This is a genomic window from Shewanella sp. WXL01, from assembly GCF_012263345.1.
Lineage (GTDB): Bacteria > Pseudomonadota > Gammaproteobacteria > Enterobacterales > Shewanellaceae > Shewanella > Shewanella maritima.
This window is the reverse complement of record NZ_JAAIKQ010000004.1, coordinates 50,189-74,966: the sequence shown is the minus strand read 5'-3', so window position 1 is coordinate 74,966 and position 24,778 is coordinate 50,189. Positions and strand designations below refer to the sequence as shown.

Sequence of the window (24,778 nt, the reverse complement as noted above, 5' to 3'; positions counted from 1 at the left end):
AAAAGGGAGCAAAAGCTCCCTATAAAATCACAAGGTAAGGTTCTCTAGATATTGCCTAACTCACTGCGGCATGGGTTAGTAGAGAAGCGCCGCAGGAGTTAAGTTCTACGCTAAGTTAACGCTCAAACACGTGGTACTTATCGATGCCGAATGATTTACCGGTCGCGTGACAAGTAGCACAAGACTCAGCGGTAGGTACTGTGTACCAGCCATCGCCTTTCACTGTGTTTAGCTCGCCGCCATTTTGCATCATGTGGTTTAACGCAGCCTCTGAGTCATGACATGCAGAGCAGTTTGCTAATACAGGGCTTGTCATCACGCCAGAAGTACCATCATTAAGCGACTTAGACAGCATGTAACGATTTGGAATTGCGTCCATGTCGATACCATTGCTATGACAAGACACACAGTTATCAGCATTTAAGCTCGCCGCTGAGTTTTGAATGTTGTTGCCATCTTCGTCTTGACCCTTGTTGCCTGATAGTGCGTTACCCACACCCCAGTGCATGCTGTGAATCATAGGGCCAAAGCCTGGAGCAGACTTAGCAGCATTGCGGTCGTAACCATTGTTATGACATGCTACACAGTCCTGACCACCAGCATTGTACGAACCATTCTTATGATAGTTAGTCTCATTGTTGTGACAAGTAGTACATGCTTCATTGTCAATGATGAAACGACGACCATGAGCTTCATTGATATCAACTAGCGTATGCGGCACTGCAGGGTCCGCCGATACAGTTAGCTCTGAAATACCAGCAAAGCTAGTGAATGACACACCGTATTCACTGTCTGAGTCAATCCAACCTGCATCTTTAAAGGTTAGACGCGTGCTACCTGCTAGGTGAGCAAAGCCAGATTGGTCGCCAAAGTCGATGAAGGTGTAACAAACTGAGCGGGTTCCATCTTCACGATCATAGTAGCCTAGGCCAGTGTCATAACGGCTAATCGCACGTGCAACGATTGAACCAGTTTCTAGATCATATCCATCAATGTAAGCACCGGTATAGGCTAGCTCGCCAGCATCGTAAAGGTTCTTAATGTTTACTTGTACTGGTGTGTCAGTAGCGTTATCCCAAAGCTTAAGGTCAATACAATAACCACCGGTACCAGCATAGCCATTGCCATCATCATAGGTATAGGTATCGTCATAGTATGGTGCACTCGCTGTAGTACTGTACTGAGCACGGATAGCTTTACGCTCATTTAACGCTGAGATATCTGCGTGCATTTGGCGAACGTCAAAGCTGCTTGTGTCACTAGTGTATGCAGGCGAGCTCTTAGCCATTGCCATTACAGATTCAGTATTAGTACCGTGACAGTCGCTACAACCGTTACCAGTAATATTGGTATTCATGACTTCAGTTGCGTGACAGGTGAAACAGTTAGTCACCTGGAAGTCCATTTCAAACTTCTGGTGATTGATATGACCCATGGCTTGCATCGTTAACTTAGCATAACCACCAGTGTCGAGAGATGAACCGTCTTCAGCAACATCACGTGCTACGTTGTTGTGACAAACTAAACAGCTACCCACGAAGTCTGTATTGCCATCAACATCTTGAACAACATAATAGTTATGGCGGATGTCAGACGTCGCAAAGTCAACGTGACATGAGTAACATGTTTCTGTTGTTGTAGTGTGAATCGTTTCTTCAGGCTTATGAACCAGCATACCTGCTGCAGCAATCGGACCTGGGTCACGTCTTAAATCACCAACAGTTAAGCGAACAATACCGTCTGTATCCGCTTGAACAGCCGACATAGGTGCAACAAACTCGTAGTTACCATTGTCTAACAGGGTTAAGCTTGCGCCTTCAGTTTCTAAATCAGCTGAGCCACCTACAGTGCCATCACGACTGCGCTGGATACCATTGTCAGTAACCGCGGCAAGATATACAGATACACCCACTTGCTCTAAACCGTTAATGACTAGGCCTGCTTCATCAGTAGCGTTGAACTCCACAGTTACCTGCCCTTCTTCAATCATGTGACTCACATAATTAAGCTCAGTAACTTCAGAAACCTCGACAACAGGTGGAGTCGGGCTCACACCATCTTCACCATTTTCACCATCTTTGCCGTCTTTACCATCTTCACCACTACAAGCCGCCAGAGCGAGTGCCGAAGCAACCACAAAGGCGATTCTGTGTTGGCTAAATCTTTTCATCGTTTTCATCCTCTTAATACCTCTTTATGAGTATCTCCCAATGACAATTCTATAAAACTTGCCCAAATAGGGTTGCGATAAGAGTCACGTGACGAAGTTGTGAATGATTGTTTATGCCAGAAACATGAATTACCACCCACAAACAAAAATTAAACCATTTGTTAACCCAAAAACCTTAAGAAAACTAAACCTATAATTTCATACACTTACGTTTCAAGCCCACACCAAACCTTAAGCGAACCTTAAATTTCAGTTAAAGCACAATTATTTACACAGTGCATAAAACGAAATTTCAATAATCGAAAGCTAATATTTCAATTGCTGAAAGATACTTAAAGTGCTTATTTATTAGCAACTTAAAAATATAGCGAATAAAATTAGAGTAAAAGTTCGACAAAGGGAGGCTGGTTTAGATGACGCTTAAACATAAAACCCCTAACTTAAAATTTTAAGTTAGGGGTTTTCAAAGGATTAGATTATTGCTTACAAAATATGCTTAGGTCGAACAATGAGTAAGCAAGTTATTAACAACACTCACTCCAACGGCTAACATAAGTACTCAACCTTGGCATTTACGATGAGCAGCAGCTGTCTGTTTTTTGCTTGCGCGGCAGCTTGTCCCATAGCACTTTTAGCATGAGTGCAGCTAACACCACGCCTGACAGCATCACCACGCCTTGAGGCAATAATTCATGTTCATGACCAATTTGCGGCATCACCTCAAATCCAAAGCTGGCAACAAGGTAATTAACTAACATACCAGCTGCTAACGCCACGCCTAATACGCCACCTAAATAGCCAAATAATGCACGTTTACCTAGCTCGTTCGTCACTACACCTAATGTAGCGATATTCGTTGCTGGCCCTGCCATCATGAACACCAGCACAGCACCTGGCGACACGCCAGCTAACAGTAAACCCGCTGCAATTGGCGTTGATGCCGTCGCGCAGATATACATAGGGATCGACACAAGCACCATGACTAACATAGCAAGAATGCCGTCGCCCCATTTGGCCAAGAAGTCTGCAGGTACGTAGGTTTGTACTAATGCGGCGAAGAACAAACCAATCAACAGCCAAATGGTTGTATCGCGAACAAGATCTGTCGCCGCATAATGCAAACCTTTACCAATACGGCTAATTATCGACTCACCTTTAAGCTCAGTTGCAACATCCTGAGTTGAGGCGCAGCAGCTATCTGTTTGCTCGTTGTTTGCTACATCACTTTTGGTGCTACAACAGCTGCTCGTTGACTGTGCTTGTAGCTGCTCGTCAGTCGCGACTTTCGCTGAATTGCTAGCACAACATGATGAAGTCTTTGCCTGTTGTTGTTTGCTGCCACAACATGATGAAGCCTTTGCTTGTGATTGTGCTGCGGCGGTTGATTGCCCATCTGCAGTCACAGGTGTTAACAGCGGTGAATCTTCAGCCTTGGTCATACGCATCACATTTGCAGATTGCTTTGTACTGGCACAGCATGACTTGGCAGGCTGGCTATTCACTACTGACGAAGCGCTTTGGCTTGAGTCGGCTTTGGCTTGCTCATCACGGTCATCTTGTACTTTGCGATCATCTTGCTCCTCACGATCATCGCGCCCGACTAGCAAGCCAGCTACTACGGCACTGGTCACCGCAGCAATCGGACGCACTATCGCCATAAATGGTCCAAGTAACACATAAGATACCGACACCGAATCTACGCCAGTTTCAGGGGTAGCCACTAAAAATGAAGTAGTTGCAGCTTTCGACGCACCAGAGCGGCGTAGCCCCACTGCGGCAGGAATAACCCCGCATGAACACAATGGTAGCGGCGCACCTAAAATCGCCGCTTTAATCACGGTTTTAAATCCATGACCACCTAACTGCTTTTGCATCCATGCCATTGGCACAAACACCTTTAACAGCCCGGCTAACACTAAGCCCAATAGCAACCAGGGCGCAGACTCTAAAAACAAATTGATAAAATTAGTCACTAACATATTACTTCTCCGACAGCTCTGCGGCTGCTGCTGGCGATAACTGCATGTTGTCGCAAGACTCTAGCGCTTCAAGAATTGAGCAATGCTCGGCGCTTTCAGGTCCGCCACAACAGGCATCTGACAAACTTTGTAATGAGGTAGAAAAATGCGTGAGTTCAGCAATCTTAGCTTGAACCTGAGCAAGCTTAATATCGACTAAACCTTTTACATCGGCGCAGGCCCAGTTAGATTTATCTAGCTCAATCGACAACAGCTCAGCGATTTCGTTTAAGGTAAAGCCCACCGCTTTGGCACGCAGAATAAACTTGAGCCTGGCTTCATCGTCTTTGGTATACATACGATAGCCAGAACTTGAACGATGCGATGGCGTCAACAAACCATGCTTTTCATAAAAGCGCAGCGTATCCGTTTTAATGTCACAAGCTTTTGCTAGTTCACCAATGCGATACATGATGTACTCACCCTCTGTTTAGTTAAGCGCTTAAACGCCTCAATTCTCCGAGCAAAACCACTCGAATTTACGCCAGTATAAACCTTGGAGTTTAATCTAAGGTCAAGGGTTGAACTGCGACATAACATCATATTTGTTGTTCTGATTTCAATATTGTGAAATCACGCATAAATTCACTGGAACTGTGAAGATTGAGATAAAATACGCGCGCCTGACAATAGCCACCTTAGATGACGGTTAAATGAAGGCTCACCTCATAACAACGAAAACGAAATCTGGGCATAGAGAAGATCTTTGGCAAAGCTCACTTATTTACTCTACTGAGTCTCAACTGAGTTTTGCGAAAGATCTTTAAGCTAAAACAAACTTTAAACTACCAATAGTGGACCCTGTACCTACATGAATAATGCCAGACCTATTCGTCGCGCGCTGTTAAGCGTATCTGATAAAACTGGAATCGTTGAGTTTGCACAAGCGCTGCACGCTCAAGGTGTTGAACTACTTTCAACTGGCGGCACAGCTAAACTGCTAGCCGACAACAACATTCCTGTGACTGAAGTTTCTGACTACACAGGTCACCCGGAGATCATGGACGGTCGTGTTAAAACTCTGCACCCTAAAGTACACGGTGGTATCTTAGGTCGTCGCGGTATCGATGAAGTTGTGATGGAGCAAAACGCCATCAAACCTATCGATCTAGTGGCAGTTAACCTATACCCATTTGCGCAAACTGTTGCCAAAGAAGGTTGTACTTTAGAAGACGCAGTTGAGAACATCGACATCGGTGGTCCTACTATGGTTCGCTCTACTGCGAAAAACCACAAAGACACCACTATCGTTGTTAACGCGAAAGATTACGATCGCGTGATTGCAGAAATGCAAGCAAACCAAGGTAGCACGACGCTAGAAACGCGTTTCGACCTAGCAATTGCAGCATTTGAACACACTGCCGCTTATGACGGCATGATTGCTAACTACTTCGGTACTATGGTGCCAGCACACTCAAAAGACGAGTGTCATGAAGACTCTAGCTTCCCACGCACTTTCAACACTCAGTTAGTTAAAAAGCAAGACCTGCGTTACGGTGAAAACAGCCACCAAAAAGCCGCGTTTTATGTTGACAGCAACATTGACGAAGCCTCTGTTGCCAGCGCAGTACAACTGCAGGGTAAAGCACTGTCTTACAACAACATTGCTGACACAGACGCAGCACTTGAGTGTGTGAAAGAATTCGACGCACCAGCTTGTGTGATCGTTAAGCACGCTAACCCATGTGGTGTAGCACTAGGCGACAACATTCTTGAAGCCTATGACCGCGCATTCAAAACTGACCCAACTTCAGCATTTGGTGGCATAATCGCCTTTAACCAAGAGTTAGACGCTGAAACTGCTAAAGCGATTGTTGATCGCCAGTTTGTTGAAGTCATCATCGCACCTGTCGTCAGCCAAGGCGCTCGTGACGTAGTTGCAGCAAAAGCTAATGTACGTTTACTTGAGTGCGGTCAGTGGGACACCAAAACAGTAAGCCAAGACTACAAGCGCGTTAACGGCGGCATGCTAGTACAAGATCGCGACCAAGGCATGGTTGGTTTAGACGACGTTAAAGTGGTATCTAAGCGTCAGCCTACCGCTGAAGAGCTAAAAGACTTAATGTTCTGCTGGAAAGTGGCTAAGTTCGTTAAATCTAACGCTATCGTTTACGCCAAAGATGGCATGACAATCGGTGTAGGCGCAGGCCAAATGAGCCGCGTTTACTCAGCGAAAATTGCCGGCATTAAAGCAGCTGACGAAGGTCTAGTGGTTGAGAACTCAGTAATGGCATCTGATGCCTTCTTCCCATTCCGCGATGGTATCGACGCAGCGGCAGCAGCAGGCATTAGCTGCATCATCCAACCAGGAGGTTCAATCCGCGATGAAGAAATCATTGCCGCGGCAGACGAGCACGGCATGGCGATGGTATTCACCGGCATGCGTCACTTCCGTCACTAATAAAGCAAGACTAGAGCAGACCTCAGGGTCTGCTTTTTTCGTTTATAGAATTCAATAAAATTAAGCCTTCAAGGGGAATTAACATGCAGGTATTGGTTATAGGCAGCGGCGGACGTGAGCACGCACTAGCGTGGAAAGCCGCCCAATCACAGCAAGTCTCCAAAGTATTTGTCGCTCCAGGTAACGCGGGTACTGAACTAGAACCAAAGCTAGAAAATGTCAGCATTAAAGTTGAAGCTATTTCTGAGTTAGTGGCGTTTGCCAAAGACAATAAAATCGAGCTAACCATTGTTGGCCCAGAAGTACCACTGTCATTAGGTGTGGTTGATGCATTCAACGACGCAGGTCTTGCTATTTTTGGCCCAACACAAGGCGCAGCGCAGCTTGAGTCATCTAAAGCCTTCACTAAAGACTTCTTAGCTCGTCACAACATCCCGACAGCCGCTTACTCAAATTTCACTGAAATTGAACCAGCAAAAGCGTATGTCACTGAAGTTACGGCAAGCACTGGCTTCCCTATCGTGATCAAAGCTGACGGCCTTGCAGCAGGTAAAGGCGTAATTATCGCCCAAGATCAAGCTGAAGCTGACGCTGCCATTGAAGACATGCTAGCAGGCAACAAGTTTGGCGAAGCGGGCTCACGCGTTGTTATCGAAGAATTCCTAAAAGGTGAAGAAGCAAGCTTCATCGTGATGGTTGACGGCAAAAACATTTTGGCAATGGCATCAAGCCAAGACCATAAAGCACGTGACAACGGCGACAACGGCCCTAACACAGGTGGCATGGGTGCTTACTCACCAGCACCAGTGGTAACTCAAACCGTTCACGATTGGACCATTGACAATGTTATCCGCCCAACGGTTGATGGCATGGCAGCTGAAGGTAATGTTTACACAGGTTTCCTATACGCAGGCTTGATGATTGCGCCAGATGGCAGCGCTAAAGTACTTGAGTACAACTGCCGCTTTGGTGACCCAGAAACTCAGCCAATTATGATGCGCCTAAAATCAGACCTAGTTGAGCTTTGCCTAGCGGCAACACGCGGCGAGCTAAACACAGTAACTGCAGAGTTCGACTCACGCGCTGCTGTTGGTGTGGTTATGGCAGCAGGCGGTTACCCAGAAGCCTACAACAAAGGTGATGTGATTGAAGGTTTAGACCTAGGTAACAACGACGCTAAAGTCTTCCACGCTGGTACTGCAAGTAAAGATGGCCATATCGTTACCGCTGGCGGCCGCGTATTATGTGCAACTGCACTAGGCAATACGGTCACTGAAGCACAAGCTGGCGCTTACAAGCTAGTTGATGCTATTCACTGGGATGACGTGTACTTCCGCACCGATATCGCCTACCGCGCGATTGCCCGTGAGAATGGTCAAGGTTAGTTTGTTAGTAGCTATTTGTTAGTGAGTTAAAGCTTAGTTTTAACTTGTCAAAAGCCCTTTAGTTGCAAGACTAAAGGGCTTTTTGTATTCAAGTTTTGCTTGTCGATCACAAGTGGCGTGCATAGATTCCCGCTCAAAAGCATTGCAGGAATGACTGTGGAAATAAGCGTTGCGGGAAAGACTATGCAATTGAACATTCCGGAATAACATGTCAGTCCGCGCTCAAAGCACTAGGCTCACCTTCACCCCAACCTATCTCTTAGCCAACCATAATGATAATACCCCCATTGACCCACTCTGCGTAAGTTAGCAAATGGCATTGCAGGTAATGGCTGCTGATAAAGCGGCAGATCAGGCACTTGTTTACCAGCTACTTGTTGCGCTAAACGATACGCCGCTTGGGCACTAAATGACACACCAGCTCCACAGTAGCCTAAACTGTAGGCTGTATCACCATCCAAATAAACATGAGGCATGTCATCCATAGAGGCTGCAATCCACCCGTGCCATTTATAATCAACTTTTTTATGGGCACAAATAGGAAAGCACTTATCTAACGCGAGTTTAAGGCGCTTGGCATAGACATCATCATTCGCATTTTTGCCCCAAACTGCCCCTCGCCCACCAAACAAGATGCGATTATCAGGTAACAAACGGTAATAGTACTTCAGGATCCGAGTATCCATGGTCACTTGGTGGGTTTGCAATCCTGCTTGATTGAGCTCCGCTGTTGTGAGTGGCTCGGTGACAATAATATTACTCATTATAGGTAAAAACTTATTATCGATGATCGGGGAAAGTTGCTTCGAGCTATAACCATTGCCAGCACAAACAACCTTGTTGGCAAGTAACTCCCCTTGCGCTGTGATTAATCTATTCAGCCCACCTTGTTGTTGCCAATCAATGACGCAACTATGCTCAGACAGTGTCACCTTGGCATTTAGCGCAACTTGTTTATAGCCCAAGAGTAATTTCAACGGGTTAACACCAAAGCTATGCTTGACCCTTAACGCACCAAAGGCTTGCTGATTACGCATGTATTTATCATGCAATTGTTGCTGCGTGAGTGTATGTGCATCTTGCCCTAGAAAACGATTAATGAACTCATTTGCCTGAACCAGCTGCTGCATAGCCCTGGCATTATGTGCCATTTTAATGTAACCATTGGCTTGGGCATCACATTCAATTTTATGCTGCGCAATCAAGGACTCAACTCGCTCAACCGCTTCAGTAAACTCTTGATAAATACCTTGCGTGGTGGCTAAATCCCAGCGCTTAGCCATGGCAGCGTAACCTAAGCGCCCCGAGCCTTTCAGCACAAAACCAGCATTACGAGCACTGGCACCAAACCCTACTTGATTAGCTTCTAACACATGGCAATCAAGATGATGCTCGGTCGCCAGATAATATGCAGTGAGCAATCCCGTATAGCCGCCACCAATAATGGCCACATCACACTGCTGAGTTTGGGTTAATTTAGGTTGAGATTGGCCTAATGAAATAGAGTCAGCCCAGTAGCTATTTGCATTAGGCTGCCCTTGTGGAGATGAACTGATTAACGGATCATAATATGACATAAGTCGCCCGTTTTGGTGATTATCCATTCACTCTATCAGGTTAATTACTGTGCCCCAATTAGAATTTAAGGAGCATTTCACAGGCATCACAATGGCAGTCATTTCCACATAACACACAGTGATAATCTTCGCCTACATAACGCTGATTCCAACGCTCGGGGTGAACCTTAATGAGTTTCCCGCCCGCTTTAGTGAAGTATTTTACTGCAGCGTTGTTTGGACTTTGTTGCCATAAATGACTCACACCCGCTTTAGCGCCTTGTGCTTTGACTGCCTCAATTGACGCGGCTAACAACTTACCACCCAGCCCTTTACCTCTGGCATGCTCTGCGATGGTGTTAGATTTAAAATAACAGACATCTTCAAACTCAACGCCCCATTGAGCAATACTGCACCATCTATCTTTTGGCCACTGTCCCGGCGCATAAGTTAAGCGGAATCCCACGAGCTCTTCTGTTTGACTGTCTAGTGCCACGAAATGGGCGTTTACGCCACATTTAATGCCCTGCTGGTATATTTTTTCCAGCTCCGCCTGATTCAAATAGCCAGCCCCATGAATCAAATTACCCAAGGTGATCACAGCTTGAAAATCGGCTGGCAGCAATTGCCTAATCAACATGTTAATCCCCCCAGGTGAGTGCTAATACATGCTATCCAAATCAAGTTTGAAAAAACAAACCTACTTCTGCTGCGCTTTCAACAGCTCAGTCAACTCATCAATCTTAGCGTTAAGCTTAACAATATCTGCCTCTGTAGCGACAGCAGGCTTGGGCTCAACAACAATCCCAGCTTCGGCTTGCTGCTTTTCAAACGCGGCTTGTTTTTGTTCACGCATTAACTGGGTTTCTTCACTCATAACATCCAGCACCGCGCCAACCATCATGTTTAAGAAAGTGAACGTGGTAAGGAAGATAAAGGTTAAATAGTAAATCCAACTCAGTGGGTAAACTTCCATGGTCTCATACATGATGGAAGTCCAAGACTCAAAGGTCGACACCCTAAATAATGTCAACATGGCAATGGAGACATCCCCCCATAGGAAGTCGTTTATCTCAGCAAAGAACATACTGCCCATTGCGCCATAAATATAGAAAATGACGAACATCAATAGGCCAATATAAGCCATACGTGGAATGGCTTTAATTAACGCATTAATCAACATTCTAAGCTCAGGCACCATAGACACTAAACGCAGCACCCTAAATATTCGTAGCAGACGTGCAAGCAAGATGGTTGAGCCACCAACGGGTAGCAGGCTACCAATCACGATCACTGTATCGAAGATATTCCAACCTTTGGAGAAAAACGCTTTATTGCTGTCTGATGCCATATAGCGGATCACCAGCTCAAATAAGAAAAAACCAGTAATGGCAAAATCGAGAATATATAAGCTTTTTTCAAGCCACAAAGGTAGTTGGTAGGTATGCGCACCAATAGATAATGCGGATACGACAATCACAAAAATGACGAAGCCTTGAAAGATTTTACTTTGATCAATGCGCTTTAGAATGGGAAGAAAGCCCGATGCTTGCATGATGTACCTGGTCTCCAAAATTAGCAGGATTAAAAACGTCGCTATAATAACGTTTTCACGCTTGTGAAAGAAGCTATCACTTGATTAGCGTTTCTTCATCTATTGGGTTAAAGGGTGGGTTAAAAGTTGAGTTTAAGCCTTTCATTAAGGCGCTCAATATTACTCTATCTCGTACAACTCCAGCGGCAAATCATCTGGATCAGCAAAAAAGGTGAAGAGTTTATTGGTGTATGGGTCAGTGCGGACTGGCTCGACAGCGATATTTTGCTGAGTGAGATAATCCACAAAGGCGTGAATATCCTTTACCTTAAACGCTAGATGCCTCAATCCCTGTGCTTCAGGATAACTTGGCCTCGCGGGAGCCTTTGGCATAGAGAACAGCTCAATTTGCGAGCCATCAGGCAGGCGTAAATCAAGCTTGTATGAATCACGCTCAGCGCGGTAGTTCTCTGCAATTACCTCAAGCCCTAATATCTGGGTATAAAAGGCTTTCGAAACAGCATAGTCACTGCAAATAATCGCGGCATGATGAATGCCTAGTAGTTGATTATCTGCAAAAATAGATGTCTCGTTGTTTCGCATTTCTCTTCCTTGAACTGGATTATCAAACTCAGTTTAATCTGTCAGATAGCAGGTATCTCAATGCCCTTTGTCGATAGCACGACTAGCGTTTTTTAGCTGAGCGAGCAAGCGCGGCCTTTCTCGCTTGTTGTTTTAGCGAACCCTTTTTAGTCTTACGGGTTACTGGTGCAACCTGGGTTAAATCAGGCTCAAAACCTGGATACCATTGCTGCGGCAAACGTCTATCAAGCAAAGCCTCTAGCTTAATCAGTAATGGCTCATCATCGACACTTAATAGGGTGATCGCCTCGCCCGCTTGCCCCGCTCGGCCTGTGCGACCAATTCGATGAACGTAATCAGCACTTTGAAATGGCAGCTCCATATTAATCACAGCTGGAAGCTGCTCAATATCGAGTCCACGGGCAGCTACATCGGTCGCCACCAAAACTCTAACTTCACCCGCTTTGAATTCTGCCAGTACATGCTCGCGCTTAGCTTGTGACAAGTCGGCATGAAACGCGGCAGCACTTGTACCGAGCTGATTTAAAAAGCTCACCGTTGCATCAACGTCCTGTTTTTTGCGATTAAACACCAACACTTGCGACCAATCGTTAACTTTAAGCAGTTTATTGAGTAAATGCTGCTTTTTAGCAGCATCGACATTGAACACTCGCTCGGTAATTTTGGCTGCGGTTTGATTACGACTTGCCACTTCAACCACTTTCGGCGATTGCACCAGACGGCGACTGAATTTATAGATGCGATCATCAAGTGTGGCGGAGAACAACAAGGTCTGCCTTTGTTTTGGCAAACGCTTTAAAACCTCAATGATTTCATCGCGAAATCCCATATCCAACATACGGTCAGCTTCATCAAGCACTAGGGTTTGCACTTTACGCAAATCAACTAAACGCTGACGATTAAGGTCTAACAAACGCCCGGGCGTTGCCACCACAATATCAACCCCACCAGCAAGCTGTTGTTTTTGTTTATCGCTGCTGACACCACCATAAACCACCACGGTTTTTAGTGAGTGACCATTCACGTCAAGGTTTAGTGTAAACTGCTCAAATGCTTGCTGAACCTGCACAGCCAACTCCCTTGTAGGTGCAAGTACTAAGGCTTTGGGAGCATTTGTCTCAATGGCGGTTATCGTAGCGCTGCTACCATTAACTTCGTCAGCCTGCTCAGCAATAGTTAACTCGCCGGCCTCAAGCAAACGGCTAATTATCGGCAAAGCAAAGGCTGCAGTTTTGCCAGTTCCGGTTTGCGCGCCAGCAAGTAAATCTTTACCAGATAACACTTCTGGGATGGCCTTTATTTGAATAGGTGTCGGCTTGAGGTAATTAATATCACTCAAACGCGCCATCAGTTGCAGCTGCAAGTCTAATTGAGCAAACGATACATCTTGGATTTCCTGCGCTGTTTCTTGCATAGCTGTGGCCTTTTTCGTCGCTGTGGCTTTTGGCGCCGCTATGGCACTTGCTCGCGTTTGATCGGCTGACATAATTAACACTCATAAATAAATCTGCCGCGTATTTTAGCAATCTCACAGGGGTTTATCATCATAAGGCGCTTAAGTTGGGTCAGAGTAAACCCCTCATTTGGCTGATGTAAGGCGGGATATTACAACTTTGATATAAAGAGTATCAAAATTCAAACCTTCACTATAAGCCTTACATTGCTCACAACATTCATCAAAGCTAAACTAACGCGCTTAATTTAATAGTTAATCAGTTAACCAACAAACCCAACTGACATTATTTATGACCACATTTCTCGCCGGCTTTACCCTTAGCCTGTCACTTATTTTCGCTATTGGTTCGCAAAATGCATTCGTATTAAAGCAAGGATTAAAACGACAACATGTGTTTGCTGTCGCATTGGTGTGTGCAATTTCTGATGCAATTCTGATTAGCTTAGGGGTGGCAGGTTTTGGCGCTATCGTGAACCAGTTTCCGCAAATTGAAGTCTTTGCCCGCTATGGCGGCGCGCTGTTTCTCAGTGTTTATGCCTTACTGAGCTTTAAATCTGCATTTACCAGCAAGCATGCGCTGGTTGCTGATGACAAGTCGGCTAGCTCGCCAATGCAAGCCATTTTAATGTGCCTCGCTTTTACCTGGCTCAACCCGCATGTGTACCTCGATACCATGGTGTTGCTTGGCTCTATCTCGACTCAATATCAGCCAGATGAATTCTTGTTTGGCGCCGGAGCTGTATTGGCATCTTTGGTATTCTTTTTCTCACTAGCTTATGGCGCGCGCTTTCTCGCGCCGTTATTTAAGCAGCCAAGATCATGGCAAATACTGGAATTTCTTGTAGGCGTAATGATGTCAGTGATTGCGGTGTCGCTCGTTGTCGGCGGTTAGTTATTGGCAGTTTATTATTGATAGCGAGATAGATCCGCAATGTCATAGATAGCAAAAGGGGTTGTAGCTTGGCTACAACCCCTTTGTTAATATTTGCAGTTAACATTTTACTCTGACCCAATTGTTACTGAGACCCAAATGTTAACAGCTGGCCTTAACCCTTGGCGTTGTTCTTATACTCAATCCAGTGGGTGAGGGTTTCGAACAGCTCAGTCAATACAATTGGCTTAGTAATATGGGCATTCATTCCCGCAGCTAAGCTCTTTTCTCTATCGCCTGACATCGCATGCGCTGTCATAGCAATAATCGGCATTTCCTCTGGCGAGTAGCGCTTACGCAGCTCAGCCGCCGCAGTTAAACCATCCATCACTGGCATTTGAATATCCATTAACACGGCATCAAATGGGCGGGTATCAATCAAATCAAGGGCGATTTGACCATTATCCGCCAGCACGACTTCATAACCTGCACTCTTCAACAACTCTGAAGCCACTTGCTGGTTAATAAAGTTATCTTCCACCAGCAGTACTAAACCTGAGTCAGTCGCCTCAGTAGGCTCTTCCCTTACCGGTATCGCATTAAGCTTAGGCTCTTTAGCAAAGGCAGTGATGATTTCATCAAACAGAGCAGATGCTTTAAATGGCTTTTGCAACACGGCGTGAATTGAGTCTTGCTCGACCTCTTCTTCTAGTGGTTCAGAAGTATAAGCTGTCATTAAGAACACCACAGGGCGCTTAGCAATGCGGCCATCTGCCACCATGGCATCTAAGGCATCTAGCACATCACGGCCTGACATTTCTGGCATCATCCAGTCAAGTAATAGCAAGTCGATATGTTGCTTTTGCAAGATATCCAATGCGCGCTGGCCACTGCTAGCAGTGGCGACATCAAAGCTAAAGTCTTCCATTACCGACGAGTAAATCTGCAGCGCACTTGGGTTATCGTCTACCACAAGCGTGGTGAGATTATTAAGCTGCTCTGGCACCACTAGCGGCGCAGCAGTATTTTCTTCAGCGATTTCAAAGCTAATGGTAAAGCTAAAGGTTGAGCCGACACCTAACTCAGACTCTACTTCCATAGTGCCGCCCATCATAGAAACCAGATGTTTACTAATTGATAGACCTAGGCCTGTACCACCGTATTTACGTGTTGTAGAGCCATCCGCTTGCGAGAAAGCATCAAACAGACTGGCTTGCTGCTCTTTGCTGATACCGATACCAGTATCGCGGATCCAGAATTTCATGGTGATGCGGTGATCGCGCTCGCCCACATCTTCGCAGCCCAGCTCAATCTCACCTTCCTGGGTAAATTTAACTGCGTTAGATAGCAAGTTAATCAATACCTGACCTAAACGCAGCGGGTCACCATTAAGAATCAGACCAGCAGTGACCGGTGCATAAAGCAGCAGCTCAACGCCTTTTTCTTGCGCCTTAATGGCGTTCATGTCGATAACATGATCAAGCACTTTATCGAGCGGGAACGATACTCTTTCAAGCTCCAGCTTACCCGCCTCAATTTTCGAAAAGTCGAGAATGTCATTAATAATGCGCAGTAGCGATTGCGCCGAGAAGCCAGCTTTATCAAGGTAATCTTGCTGCTGCGACGTTAGCTGAGTGCGCTGCGCCAGCTGCAACATACCAATAATGGCGTTCATCGGCGTGCGAATTTCGTGACTCATGTTCGCCAGGAATTCACTCTTATACATGTTGGCCGATTCTGCATCCTGCTTAGCTTCAAGCAGTGCCACCTCGTTACTCTTCTGGCGGGTAATGTCTTTGTGAGTACCGACCATACGTTTGACTGCGCCAGTCTCGTAAAACTCGACCGCACGACCACGAGATAAGATCCACAAGTAGCTGCCATCTTTACCGCGCATACGAAACTCTACTTCATACGCCCCTTGTGGGTCGTTTAAGTACTTACCGCGCATTTCTTGCACTCGGTCTAAATCATCAGGCGAAATCAGCTTATCAATAGAACTCATTAGCGCCGGGAACTCATTTGGCTGATAGCCAAGCATAGAGTAAAACGCCGGGTTGCAAATGATCTGCTCTGAGTCTAAATACCAATCCCACAGGCCGTCCTCTACCGCATCCATCGCCAAATGGTAACGCTCTTCAGACAAGCGCAACTGCTCAGCAGACTCATACTCGTGGGTAATGTCACGCCATACCGAAATCAAACCAAGCAGGTCGCCACGGCGGTTATAAAACGGCAGTTTCAGAGTGTCGAATAAGATTGGCTTACCAGAGATATCAATCTTCTCTTGATAGCGGAATGGTTTTTTATCCTGCAGTACGCGCTTATCTTCATTAAGACCGCGCTGACCTTGCTCTGGGCTATCAAGCTCAACCGAAGTCAAACCGATAATTTCAGACTCGGTAAAACCTAGCATGCGCTCAGCAGACTTATTACAGCCTAGGTATTTACCTTCTTTGTCTTTAAAGATAATCGCCTCTGGAATTGAGTCAATTAAGGATCGCAGCAATGCAAATTCGCGCTCTCGACGCTCGGTCGATTCACGTAGACGTTGAGTACGGCGGGCAACCAAGTTATCAAGGCGCTTGTTCTGCTCAGCAAGGTTTTTGGTGTATTGCTCGTTCTCATCAAAAATGCGGCTAACCAAGGCAAACCACGGCTCCCAACCGGGAGTAATTTGCTGCGGTGGTTTTATTGGTGATTGTGAGCAAGCATCAAGGTGCGACAGTAGTCGCGATGCAGGGCTAACGAATGCGCGGCGAGTTTGCCAGTGCACAATGGTAACCAGAACAGATAGCGCTAAAACAACCATCAAGAAGGTAAGCTGCAGCTTTTCCCAAGAGTCTTTAAATAGCTCGTCTTTTTCTTGCAAATACAGTAAGCGCCAAGGCGCGTTATGCAGCGCAATCGCGTGAATATAATAACCGTTACGTAAGATGCCTTCGTTAGCTTCAAACAGCTCCTGCTCGGACAATGAGTGCAGCTCAGATGGAATGCGCTGGCTAATGTGGTATACACGGTTCATTTCGCTTGAATCAAAGTCACTGTGAGACACAATATTATTGCGTTGATCGAGCAAAATTACTGTACCCGGCATTCTAAAGTAGGTACGAATTTGTTTCGCCAGAGACGACAGCTTCATATCCAGATTAATTGAGCCGATAAAGTCATCTTCTAAATAAACTGGAATACCTAAAGTGGTTAGCAGGCCCTGATCTACCTCGTTAACATACGCGCCGCTCCAAGCCACCGTGCGCTGTGGATTAATCTCAGGCGTAGTTAGTTTAAATTGCTGCTTATTGAGTAACTCTTCTCTAAATCTTTGCTCCTCAGTAGCCCAAGGGTATAGCGACATCATGCGGCGTTTAGAGATGTAGTAAATCGATGACGCTTTTGGCGCTGCTTCTTTCGCCACCGGGAAAGATAACGACAGCTCGAACAGCATTTCTAGCTCTTGATAAAACTGCTCACTGCGACCATCAAGGGAGCCAGTACCGGTAATGCGCCCCATGTTAGTAAAAGGCTCACCTGATTTGGCGTAACTTGGCTCGAGGGTGAAGAATTGGCCATCTTCATTAAACTTTTCATACTGAGGTAAGCGCTCTTTGCGCACAAGTTCGCCCAAACGTAAATGGTCGACAGCCACATTGCGTAAGCTCTTCACCGCACGAATACTCGACTCTAACAATAAGTCAATTTGCAGTACGTGACGGGCAATTTGATCTTCGCGCAGCTCAATTTGCTGGGTTTTCTGTCTCTCAAAAAACACCACCGCAGTAAGCAACGCCATCACAATTACACCTATGTAGGTGTAAAATACAGCCCGGTTATAATTCTTTTGAATTGGAGCTTTTAACTGTAATTCAGATTCGTTCGGATTCATTTAGCAACCTTGGAAAGCGCACAAAGCCAGTCATGCTGGTCTAGCATAAAAATAAATAAGCCAGATAAGTATAGAACGCGCATACAAAAATCATCGCAGGAATAGTATCAAGAAGTTAGCAATAAACGCACCCTAATCAAGGGTAAATTAGACTAATTAATCAGTTTGTTGTGCGATTTGAGACGCAGTTGTTGAGCGCGGTATCGCTTAAGTAACGCGATTGCGCTTGTGCTGAGCGACCTGTGTCAATTTGACACAAGCTATTAACCCTTGTGTGTAGCCAGCTGACTACCTAGTTTAACTGCCATGTTACTAACCGAATCCAAGTCACTGTCTCTAATCCAAGTTACCGTCTCTAATCCAAGTTACTATCTAGGCTACGTAGCTCACTGCTTGATTGTACGGTTTGAATCTAGATTGAAGGCGCTGCAACAGCGCCTACTCGATATAACAACACTTATAAATGCTCTTCAGCAAACTCAGCTAAACGAGAGCGTACCACGCCATTTAGATACACGTTGGCACTACCCTCAAAATCTTTAAAACGTTCAACAATATAAGTCAGCCCTGAGGTCACTGCAGTTAAGTAGGTTGAGTCAATTTGCGCCAAGTTGCCGCTACAAATAAGCTTTGAGCCCTCACCCATACGGGTAATTAAGGTTTTAATTTGCGATGCGGTTAAGTTTTGGCATTCATCGAGGATCACTACAGAGTTTTGAATCGAGCGGCCGCGCATAAAGTTAATCGACTTAAACTGAATATTAGCCTTCTCCATAATGTAATTAACACTGCCAGTAGGGTTGACATCGTTTTTGTGCAGCACCTCAAGCGTATCGGTAATAGCCGCCAGCCAAGGCGCCATTTTCTCTTCTTCTGTACCTGGTAAAAAACCAATCGACTCGGCAATCTCAGGAGTATTACGGGTCACAATAACTTTATCGTAGCGTTTACGCTCAACCACTAACTCAAGGGCTGCTGCCATTGCCAACAAGGTTTTACCGCAACCAGCAGGTCCAGTTAGAATGACCAGTTCGATATCTGGGTCAAGCAAGGCATCAAGCGCCATGCCTTGATAAACATTTTTCGGTTTCACGCCCCAGGCTTCGTAGTTTTCTAGACGATCACGACCGCGATCGACGATGTCGATACTGCTTTCAGATTTAGCGCTGATCCTGCCGCAAAACTCAGTGTCTTGGTCTATCAAATACTGGTTGATATAAAACGGTTCATTGCCAAAGTGCTCTCTTGGCACTTGATGCACAGTGTGCCGCCCCTGGCGCTCGCTGGTCACATCATCGACATGCTGCCAAAAGTCCCCTTCAACCTCGTAAAAGCCCTTAGCAAGGAAACGAATATCATCGATTAATTGGTCGGTGCGGTAATCCTCTACCCGTTCAATGCCTGCACCTTTAGCTTTAAGGCGCATATTGATGTCTTTGGTAACCAGCACGACTTGGCGAGGTTGATATTGTTGCTGTAGGTAGTAGGCAGAGTTGATGATGCGGTTGTCGTTGTTGTCGTCGGGGAGAGAGTGGCTGTCAAATTCTAGTTGATGGTCGGGGAAGATGGATAACGTACCACTGGCGTCGGTTCTACCTGGACGCACAGGCAGTGGCACGCCGCTGACAATTTGCTCCGGGGTGATGGAGCCTCCTAAAATGTCTTCTAAGGCCCTAATGGCGACTCGGGCGTCGCGGCTGACATCGCGCTTTCTATCCTTAATGGTGTCAAGCTCTTCTAGCACTGTCATCGGAACAATCACATCATGTTCTTTAAACGAGTAAATCGCTAATGGCTCGTGCAGTAACACATTGGTATCCAGTACAAACAACTTCTTGTCGTTTTGCTTCATGGTGCCTCCACAGTGTTTATTGGGCTATTTTTATGGCTATTTTTATGACATTGTCGGTGTAGCAAGCTCCTAGGTTGAGGTTAGTCATGGGCAAGAAAAATCTAGCGCTAACTTCATTTAACATTAAAAAGTCCGATTAAGCTAGGAGTTCAAAACTGTGTTTGCTCAGCTTTTAATCTATTGAGTTCCTTTGTTATGGCAATAAATCCACACTAATATCTAGCTATGACATTTTTGTGTCTTAGATAATTTATGTTTTCAATAAAAGCCACAATCACAGCTTTTATCAATGCTAGAATTTCAATCTAGACTGCTTTGGTTTAACATACGCCCCCTTTTTTATTTGCCCGCTATTAAGAGAGTTGTTGAAGATGCCATTTGCCCTTGGTCAGCGCTGGATTAGTGATACTGAATCTGAGCTTGGATTAGGTACCGTTGTACAAATTGAAGGTCGCATGGTGACCGTGATGTTTCCTGCCACCGGCGAGAACCGCATGTTTTCTCGCGATGAAGCACCGCTAACCCGAGTGATATTCAATCCAGGCGACTCGATTGAGAGTGGCGAAGGTTGGACCATGACAGTGGCTGAAGTTGAAGAGTCAGACAAGCTAGTTATTTACCACGGTACTCACAACGAAACCCAAGAAACGGTAAGTCTGCGTGAAACCATGCTTAACCACAACATTCGCTTCAACAAGCCGCAAGATCGCTTATTTGCGGGTCAAATCGACCGTTTAGAGCGTTTTGGTATTCGCTACCAATGCCAAAAGTTGCGTCATCAATTGGCGACTTCAGATCTGCTAGGCCAGCAAGGCCCGCGCGTCGGGTTGATTGCTCACCAACAATGGATCGCCCATGAAGTAGGTCGCCGTTATGCACCGCGTGTATTACTGGCTGACGAAGTCGGTTTAGGTAAAACCATCGAAGCGGGTTTAATCATCCACCAACAACTGCTTACAGGCCGTGCTGAGCGCGTACTGGTTATTGTGCCAGACACATTACGCCACCAGTGGTTAGTGGAAATGCTGCGCCGCTTTAACCTGCGTTTTTCAGTATTTGATGAAGACCGCTGTGTTGAAGCATTTGCTGACAACGACAACCCTTTCTACACCGAACAACTGGTCATCTGTTCGCTCGAACTGCTGCGCAAAAAGCGCCGTTTAGAGCAAGCCATTGATGCCGATTGGGACTTAATGGTGGTCGACGAAGCGCATCACCTTGAATGGTCTGAAGACAAGCCAAGCCGCGCTTATCAAGTAGTAGAAGCCTTGAGCCAGGCGGTCCCAGGTGTGCTGCTGCTAACAGCTACTCCAGATCAACTAGGTCACCAAAGCCACTTTGCCCGTCTACGTCTGTTAGACCCAGACCGTTTTTATGACTATGAAGCCTTCTCAGCTGAGGAAGAAAGCTACAAAGATGTCGCCGATGCAGCGGAAGCACTTGATAGCGGCAACAAGCTAAACGATGGCGTGATCAACAGCCTAACTGAGCTATTGTCTGAAAAAGACATCATGCCAAGCATCAATCTTATTCAGGCTGATGATATTGATGAGGAGCAGCAGCAAAGTGCCCGAGAAGAACTACTACAAGAGCTACTAGACCGCCACGGCACAGGCCGCGTATTGTATCGTAATAGCCGCGCCTCGGTTAAAGGCTTCCCTAAGCGTCACTTCCACGCCCACGGTCAAACAATGCCAGACCAATACCTAACCGCGGCGCGCGTCAGTGCAATGATGAGCGATCATAAAACACCTCTGCAGAATGCTCAGCAAGCACTCAGCCCAGAGAAAATGTTCCAAGCATTTGATGCTAACACTCAATGGTGGAAGTTCGACCCGCGTGTTGACTGGTTGATTGATTTCCTTAAAGAACACCGCAGCAAAAAAGTGTTAATTATTGCCAGTCAGGCAGAAACCGCACTGAGCCTTGAAGAGGCGTTGCGCACCCGTGAAGGTATTCTTGCCACGGTATTCCACGAAGGCATGTCGATTATAGAGCGCGACAAAGCTGGCGCTTTCTTCGCCCAAGAAGAAGGGGGCGCTCAGGCACTTATTTGCTCAGAGATTGGCTCTGAAGGTCGTAACTTCCAGTTTGCTAGCCATCTGGTGTTGTTCGATTTGCCGCTAAACCCAGATTTACTTGAGCAGCGTATTGGTCGCCTTGACCGTATTGGCCAGAAGAATGACATTGAAATTCACCTGCCATACTTAAAAGACACAGCTCAAGAGCGCATTATGCGTTGGTATCATGAAGGCCTAAACGCCTTTGAGCTAACTTGCCCAAGTGGTCACGTGCTATTTAACGAGTTTAGTGAACAGCTGCTTGACGTTATCCAGTCGGATGACGAAGAAGCCATGACACTGCTGCTAAACCACACGCAAACACGCTACAAAGAGCTTAAACAAGCCATGGAACAAGGCCGCGATAAACTGCTAGAAATTAACTCTCATGGCGGCGAGCGCGCTAACGCGCTTATCTACCGTCTAGCAGAGCGCGATAACGACACCGGCCTTATTGGCTCAGTGATCCGTTTGTGGGACATTTTAGGTGTGGAACAAGAAGATAGAGGTGAAAACTCAATCATTTTGCGCCCAACTGAGCACATGATGTTCCCTACTTACCCTGGTCTACCTGAAGATGGCATTACCGTCACTTTTGACCGAGATACTGCGCTGTCACGTGACGATATTGCGTTTATCTCGCAAGAACACCCGCTAGTGCAAACTGGTCTTGATCTAATCACCAGCTCAGAAACCGGCACCACTAGCGTCGCAATCTTAAAGAACAAAGCTCTGCCTGCTGGCACTGTGTTCTTAGAGCTTATCTACATGGCTGATGCATCTGCGCCGAAATCAAGCGGTCTATACCGCTACTTGCCGCCTACCCCTATCCGCGTATTACTGGATAAAAATGGCAACAACATGGCAGACAAAGTCGATTACGACAGCTTTGATAAGCAGCTAAGCGCGGTAAACCGTCATATCGCTAGCAAGCTAGTTAATGCTTCACAGCCAATTCTGCACCCACTATTTACTCAGGCCCAAGAGCATGCTGAGCAGGCGCTGGCACAATTAGTTGATAACTCGCGTCACGCCATGACTGAGCAGTTAACAGGCGAGCTTGAGCGTCTTGAGGCACTAAAAGCGGTTAACCCGAATATTCGTGATGAAGAGCTCGACTTTATCCGTAATCAAATGGCCGAGCTAAGTGCTTATATGGATGACAGCCAATTGCAGCTAGACGCCATTCGTATGGTGTTAGTTAGTCACGCGTAAGTCCTGCTCTAAGACTTACAGGCTAACTTCTAACCTTAGCGACTAGTCAATCTTTCAAAGGCCTCGCAGCTCTGCAATGCGAGGCCTTTTTGTATTCAAAAGCTGTTTGCAATGGGTACGGAATAGCTCAAAAAGCGGTATAAATCACCGAATGAGTTGCTAGCGATACGATTTTCCTGATAAAAGCGATACACTTATTGCATCGCCCGCACACGTGTTAACAGACATGAGGCATGCTTTGCTGAGTTTCACCAAGCATCACAACTATCAAAGAGTTATATTCCAAGCATTAAGCTTTGTTGCATTAGTCCTATTCCATCAAGGTGCTAGTGCCAGTATTCACAAGGTTAATGCTGATGAAGTTAAGCAAATCACCATAGACAACAAGCCTTCGACCGTATTAGTGCGCCCCTGGCAAGGCAAACTAAGGTTAGGCGCTGCCATAATCGTTGGCCGCTCAAATGCCAATGCGCAAGCTGCTGGTGTGGCTGGCTACTTGCGCACTCACCTAAATCAACATGGCTGGGCGACGGTGAGTGTCACTCCCACTATTGGCTTGTATTACCCTAACTTTGCCACAGCTGCAGATGAAGTCAGTAAAGCTGGCAAAAATCAGCTAAGTCTCGATACCACACAAGCGACGCCCAAATTTGATAGCGACCAACTGCTTGAGCAGCAAAACTTTCAGCACTCACAACTAACTGAGACCATCAACCAACTCGCAGAAATAGTTAAGCCTTATCCAGGAAAGCGCATGATTATTGCTCTTGATGACAGCGCGGCAATTGTCACCCAGCTGCTGTATCAAAGGAAAATTCCGACGCCCGATACCCTAGTCGTCATCAACCCGTATCGCGCATTTGAGCAAGAAATGGTGTCAGGCAAAGAAATGCTGTCAGTTGCACAGCAGCTACAAATTTTATCGATGCCAATACTTGATTTACAGTCACGCGATGGCCACCCTATCTCGCAAGAGCAAGCTCAAGAGCGCAATATGAAGAACCAAATCAAGCCTGTGCGTTACTACAGCCAACATCAACTAGATTTGAATATCACTACAGAAACAGGCTGGCAGGAAGCGCTAAATTACATTCGCGGTTTTTCAAGAAGAACGGCGACCTATTAGGCCGCCGTTTTAAGGGTCAATGCTAAATACGATTGCTTATGGCTTTGGTTTATCTTTGGTTAGCATTAACGCCCCAGCAACCAGCACCACAACGACGCCCATATAAAGAAGGTCAAGCATGCTTTCTGGCTTCATCTCGTTAAAGTAAGAAAATACTTTAATCACTAGCATCATTAGGATGACTTTACCTAACTTGCTCTTTAGCGAGTCGATGTTGTTGATCACTAAAATTTTGCCGCCAGTTTCACTCTTTTCCGCCGCATCAATATTACTGATAAATAACTCGTATAACCCGAACGAGAAAATCAGCATCACAGCACCAAGCAAGAAGGTATCTAGCAGCTCAACCACTACCATGACCAGTTCATTACGCACAGCATGACTCGCCGACATCATGTACTTAATCAATAAATCGAATAAGTGGATAAGATCAAACAACCCCATCACAAAAATCGCGACAGCACCCATGGCACAAGCCATCACGCCAAACAAAACTGTTAAACGACTACCCCACAGCATTCGCTCGAAAAACGCTTGCATCGTACTAATCCATTATTAACTGAAAATTTGAGGCGGCAATATAACAAGAAACAATGACAAATATGAATCTAAAAACACCTTAGTTAGCAAAATGTTACTAAGATCACG

General features: G+C 45.9%; 16 protein-coding genes. 5 read left to right on the top strand and 11 right to left on the bottom strand.

Features of this window, described 5'->3' with window-relative positions:
- Positions 1–115: 115 nt before the first annotated feature.
- The 3 genes from G3R49_RS11770 to zntR form a co-directional block, all read right to left on the bottom strand.
- Positions 116–2,170, bottom strand: a complete 2,055-nt coding sequence (locus tag G3R49_RS11770; RefSeq protein ID WP_130600759.1) for a cytochrome c3 family protein — start codon at positions 2,168–2,170, stop codon at positions 116–118.
- 572 nt (positions 2,171–2,742) lie between these two features.
- A complete protein-coding gene (locus G3R49_RS11765; protein ID WP_167869796.1) occupies positions 2,743–4,149 on the bottom strand; it encodes an SO_0444 family Cu/Zn efflux transporter in 1,407 nt (468 codons plus the stop codon).
- Position 4,150: 1 nt separating this feature from the next.
- Positions 4,151–4,600, bottom strand: a complete 450-nt coding sequence (gene zntR, locus G3R49_RS11760) for a Zn(2+)-responsive transcriptional regulator (RefSeq protein WP_130600755.1) — start codon at positions 4,598–4,600, stop codon at positions 4,151–4,153.
- Positions 4,601–4,999: 399 nt separating this feature from the next.
- On the opposite strand from zntR, the gene purH reads away from it, so the two are divergent.
- Entirely contained in the window at positions 5,000–6,589 is a 1,590-nt protein-coding gene (purH, locus tag G3R49_RS11755) for a bifunctional phosphoribosylaminoimidazolecarboxamide formyltransferase/IMP cyclohydrolase (RefSeq protein ID WP_167869795.1), read from the top strand.
- An 83-nt stretch (positions 6,590–6,672) separates the two neighbouring features.
- Entirely contained in the window at positions 6,673–7,974 is a 1,302-nt protein-coding gene (purD, locus tag G3R49_RS11750) for a phosphoribosylamine--glycine ligase (protein WP_167869794.1), read from the top strand.
- 242 nt (positions 7,975–8,216) lie between these two features.
- On the opposite strand, the gene G3R49_RS11745 is transcribed toward purD, so the two are convergent.
- From G3R49_RS11745 to G3R49_RS11725, 5 genes are all read right to left on the bottom strand, one after another.
- The gene (locus G3R49_RS11745; protein WP_167869793.1) at positions 8,217–9,551 is read right to left on the bottom strand and encodes an FAD-binding oxidoreductase; all 1,335 of its coding nucleotides are present in this window, start codon (positions 9,549–9,551) and stop codon (positions 8,217–8,219) included.
- Positions 9,552–9,609: 58 nt separating this feature from the next.
- The gene (locus G3R49_RS11740; protein ID WP_130600749.1) at positions 9,610–10,170 is read right to left on the bottom strand and encodes a GNAT family N-acetyltransferase; all 561 of its coding nucleotides are present in this window, start codon (positions 10,168–10,170) and stop codon (positions 9,610–9,612) included.
- A 60-nt stretch (positions 10,171–10,230) separates the two neighbouring features.
- Positions 10,231–11,085, bottom strand: a complete 855-nt coding sequence (locus tag G3R49_RS11735) for an ion transporter (RefSeq protein WP_167869792.1) — start codon at positions 11,083–11,085, stop codon at positions 10,231–10,233.
- Between the two features lie 159 nt (positions 11,086–11,244).
- Positions 11,245–11,667, bottom strand: a complete 423-nt coding sequence (locus tag G3R49_RS11730) for a VOC family protein (protein ID WP_130600745.1) — start codon at positions 11,665–11,667, stop codon at positions 11,245–11,247.
- 82 nt (positions 11,668–11,749) lie between these two features.
- Positions 11,750–13,081 (bottom strand): DEAD/DEAH box helicase, encoded by a 1,332-nt coding sequence (locus tag G3R49_RS11725; protein ID WP_167869932.1) that lies wholly within the window; start codon positions 13,079–13,081, stop codon positions 11,750–11,752.
- Positions 13,082–13,412: 331 nt separating this feature from the next.
- On the opposite strand from G3R49_RS11725, the gene G3R49_RS11720 reads away from it, so the two are divergent.
- Complete coding sequence (locus G3R49_RS11720) at positions 13,413–14,015, top strand: LysE/ArgO family amino acid transporter (RefSeq protein WP_167869791.1); 603 nt, start codon at positions 13,413–13,415, stop codon at positions 14,013–14,015.
- A gap of 154 nt (positions 14,016–14,169) precedes the next feature.
- On the opposite strand, the gene G3R49_RS11715 is transcribed toward G3R49_RS11720, so the two are convergent.
- Entirely contained in the window at positions 14,170–17,877 is a 3,708-nt protein-coding gene (locus G3R49_RS11715; RefSeq protein WP_130600741.1) for a response regulator, read from the bottom strand.
- Between the two features lie 457 nt (positions 17,878–18,334).
- Positions 18,335–19,729, bottom strand: coding sequence for a PhoH family protein (locus tag G3R49_RS11710; protein ID WP_167869790.1), 1,395 nt, complete (start codon positions 19,727–19,729; stop codon positions 18,335–18,337).
- 371 nt (positions 19,730–20,100) lie between these two features.
- On the opposite strand from G3R49_RS11710, the gene rapA reads away from it, so the two are divergent.
- Together rapA and G3R49_RS11700 are read left to right on the top strand one after the other, a co-directional pair.
- The gene (rapA, locus tag G3R49_RS11705) at positions 20,101–23,004 is read left to right on the top strand and encodes an RNA polymerase-associated protein RapA (RefSeq protein ID WP_167869789.1); all 2,904 of its coding nucleotides are present in this window, start codon (positions 20,101–20,103) and stop codon (positions 23,002–23,004) included.
- Between the two features lie 238 nt (positions 23,005–23,242).
- Positions 23,243–24,130: a DUF3530 family protein gene (locus G3R49_RS11700; RefSeq protein ID WP_167869788.1), complete on the top strand. Its 888-nt coding sequence runs from the start codon at positions 23,243–23,245 to the stop codon at positions 24,128–24,130.
- A 36-nt stretch (positions 24,131–24,166) separates the two neighbouring features.
- On the opposite strand, the gene G3R49_RS11695 is transcribed toward G3R49_RS11700, so the two are convergent.
- Complete coding sequence (locus G3R49_RS11695; protein WP_130600735.1) at positions 24,167–24,670, bottom strand: YqhA family protein; 504 nt, start codon at positions 24,668–24,670, stop codon at positions 24,167–24,169.
- Positions 24,671–24,778 lie beyond the last annotated feature (108 nt).

Excerpts from the sequence above, each read along its gene's own strand:
- purD (WP_167869794.1), top strand. The coding sequence starts at position 6,673 with ATGCAGGTATTGGTTATAGGCAGCGGCGGACGTGAGCACGCACTAGCG.
- G3R49_RS11745 (WP_167869793.1), bottom strand. The coding sequence starts at position 9,551 with ATGTCATATTATGATCCGTTAATCAGTTCATCTCCACAAGGGCAGCCT.
- G3R49_RS11695 (WP_130600735.1), bottom strand. The coding sequence starts at position 24,670 with ATGCAAGCGTTTTTCGAGCGAATGCTGTGGGGTAGTCGTTTAACAGTT.
- G3R49_RS11735 (WP_167869792.1), bottom strand. The coding sequence starts at position 11,085 with ATGCAAGCATCGGGCTTTCTTCCCATTCTAAAGCGCATTGATCAAAGT.
- G3R49_RS11730 (WP_130600745.1), bottom strand. The coding sequence starts at position 11,667 with ATGCGAAACAACGAGACATCTATTTTTGCAGATAATCAACTACTAGGC.
- G3R49_RS11740 (WP_130600749.1), bottom strand. The coding sequence starts at position 10,170 with ATGTTGATTAGGCAATTGCTGCCAGCCGATTTTCAAGCTGTGATCACC.
- G3R49_RS11770 (WP_130600759.1), bottom strand. The coding sequence starts at position 2,170 with ATGAAAAGATTTAGCCAACACAGAATCGCCTTTGTGGTTGCTTCGGCA.
- zntR (WP_130600755.1), bottom strand. The coding sequence starts at position 4,600 with ATGTATCGCATTGGTGAACTAGCAAAAGCTTGTGACATTAAAACGGAT.
- G3R49_RS11765 (WP_167869796.1), bottom strand. The coding sequence starts at position 4,149 with ATGTTAGTGACTAATTTTATCAATTTGTTTTTAGAGTCTGCGCCCTGG.
- G3R49_RS11720 (WP_167869791.1), top strand. The coding sequence starts at position 13,413 with ATGACCACATTTCTCGCCGGCTTTACCCTTAGCCTGTCACTTATTTTC.
- purH (WP_167869795.1), top strand. The coding sequence starts at position 5,000 with ATGAATAATGCCAGACCTATTCGTCGCGCGCTGTTAAGCGTATCTGAT.
- rapA (WP_167869789.1), top strand. The coding sequence starts at position 20,101 with ATGCCATTTGCCCTTGGTCAGCGCTGGATTAGTGATACTGAATCTGAG.
- G3R49_RS11725 (WP_167869932.1), bottom strand. The coding sequence starts at position 13,081 with ATGCAAGAAACAGCGCAGGAAATCCAAGATGTATCGTTTGCTCAATTA.
- G3R49_RS11715 (WP_130600741.1), bottom strand. The coding sequence starts at position 17,877 with ATGAATCCGAACGAATCTGAATTACAGTTAAAAGCTCCAATTCAAAAG.
- G3R49_RS11710 (WP_167869790.1), bottom strand. The coding sequence starts at position 19,729 with ATGAAGCAAAACGACAAGAAGTTGTTTGTACTGGATACCAATGTGTTA.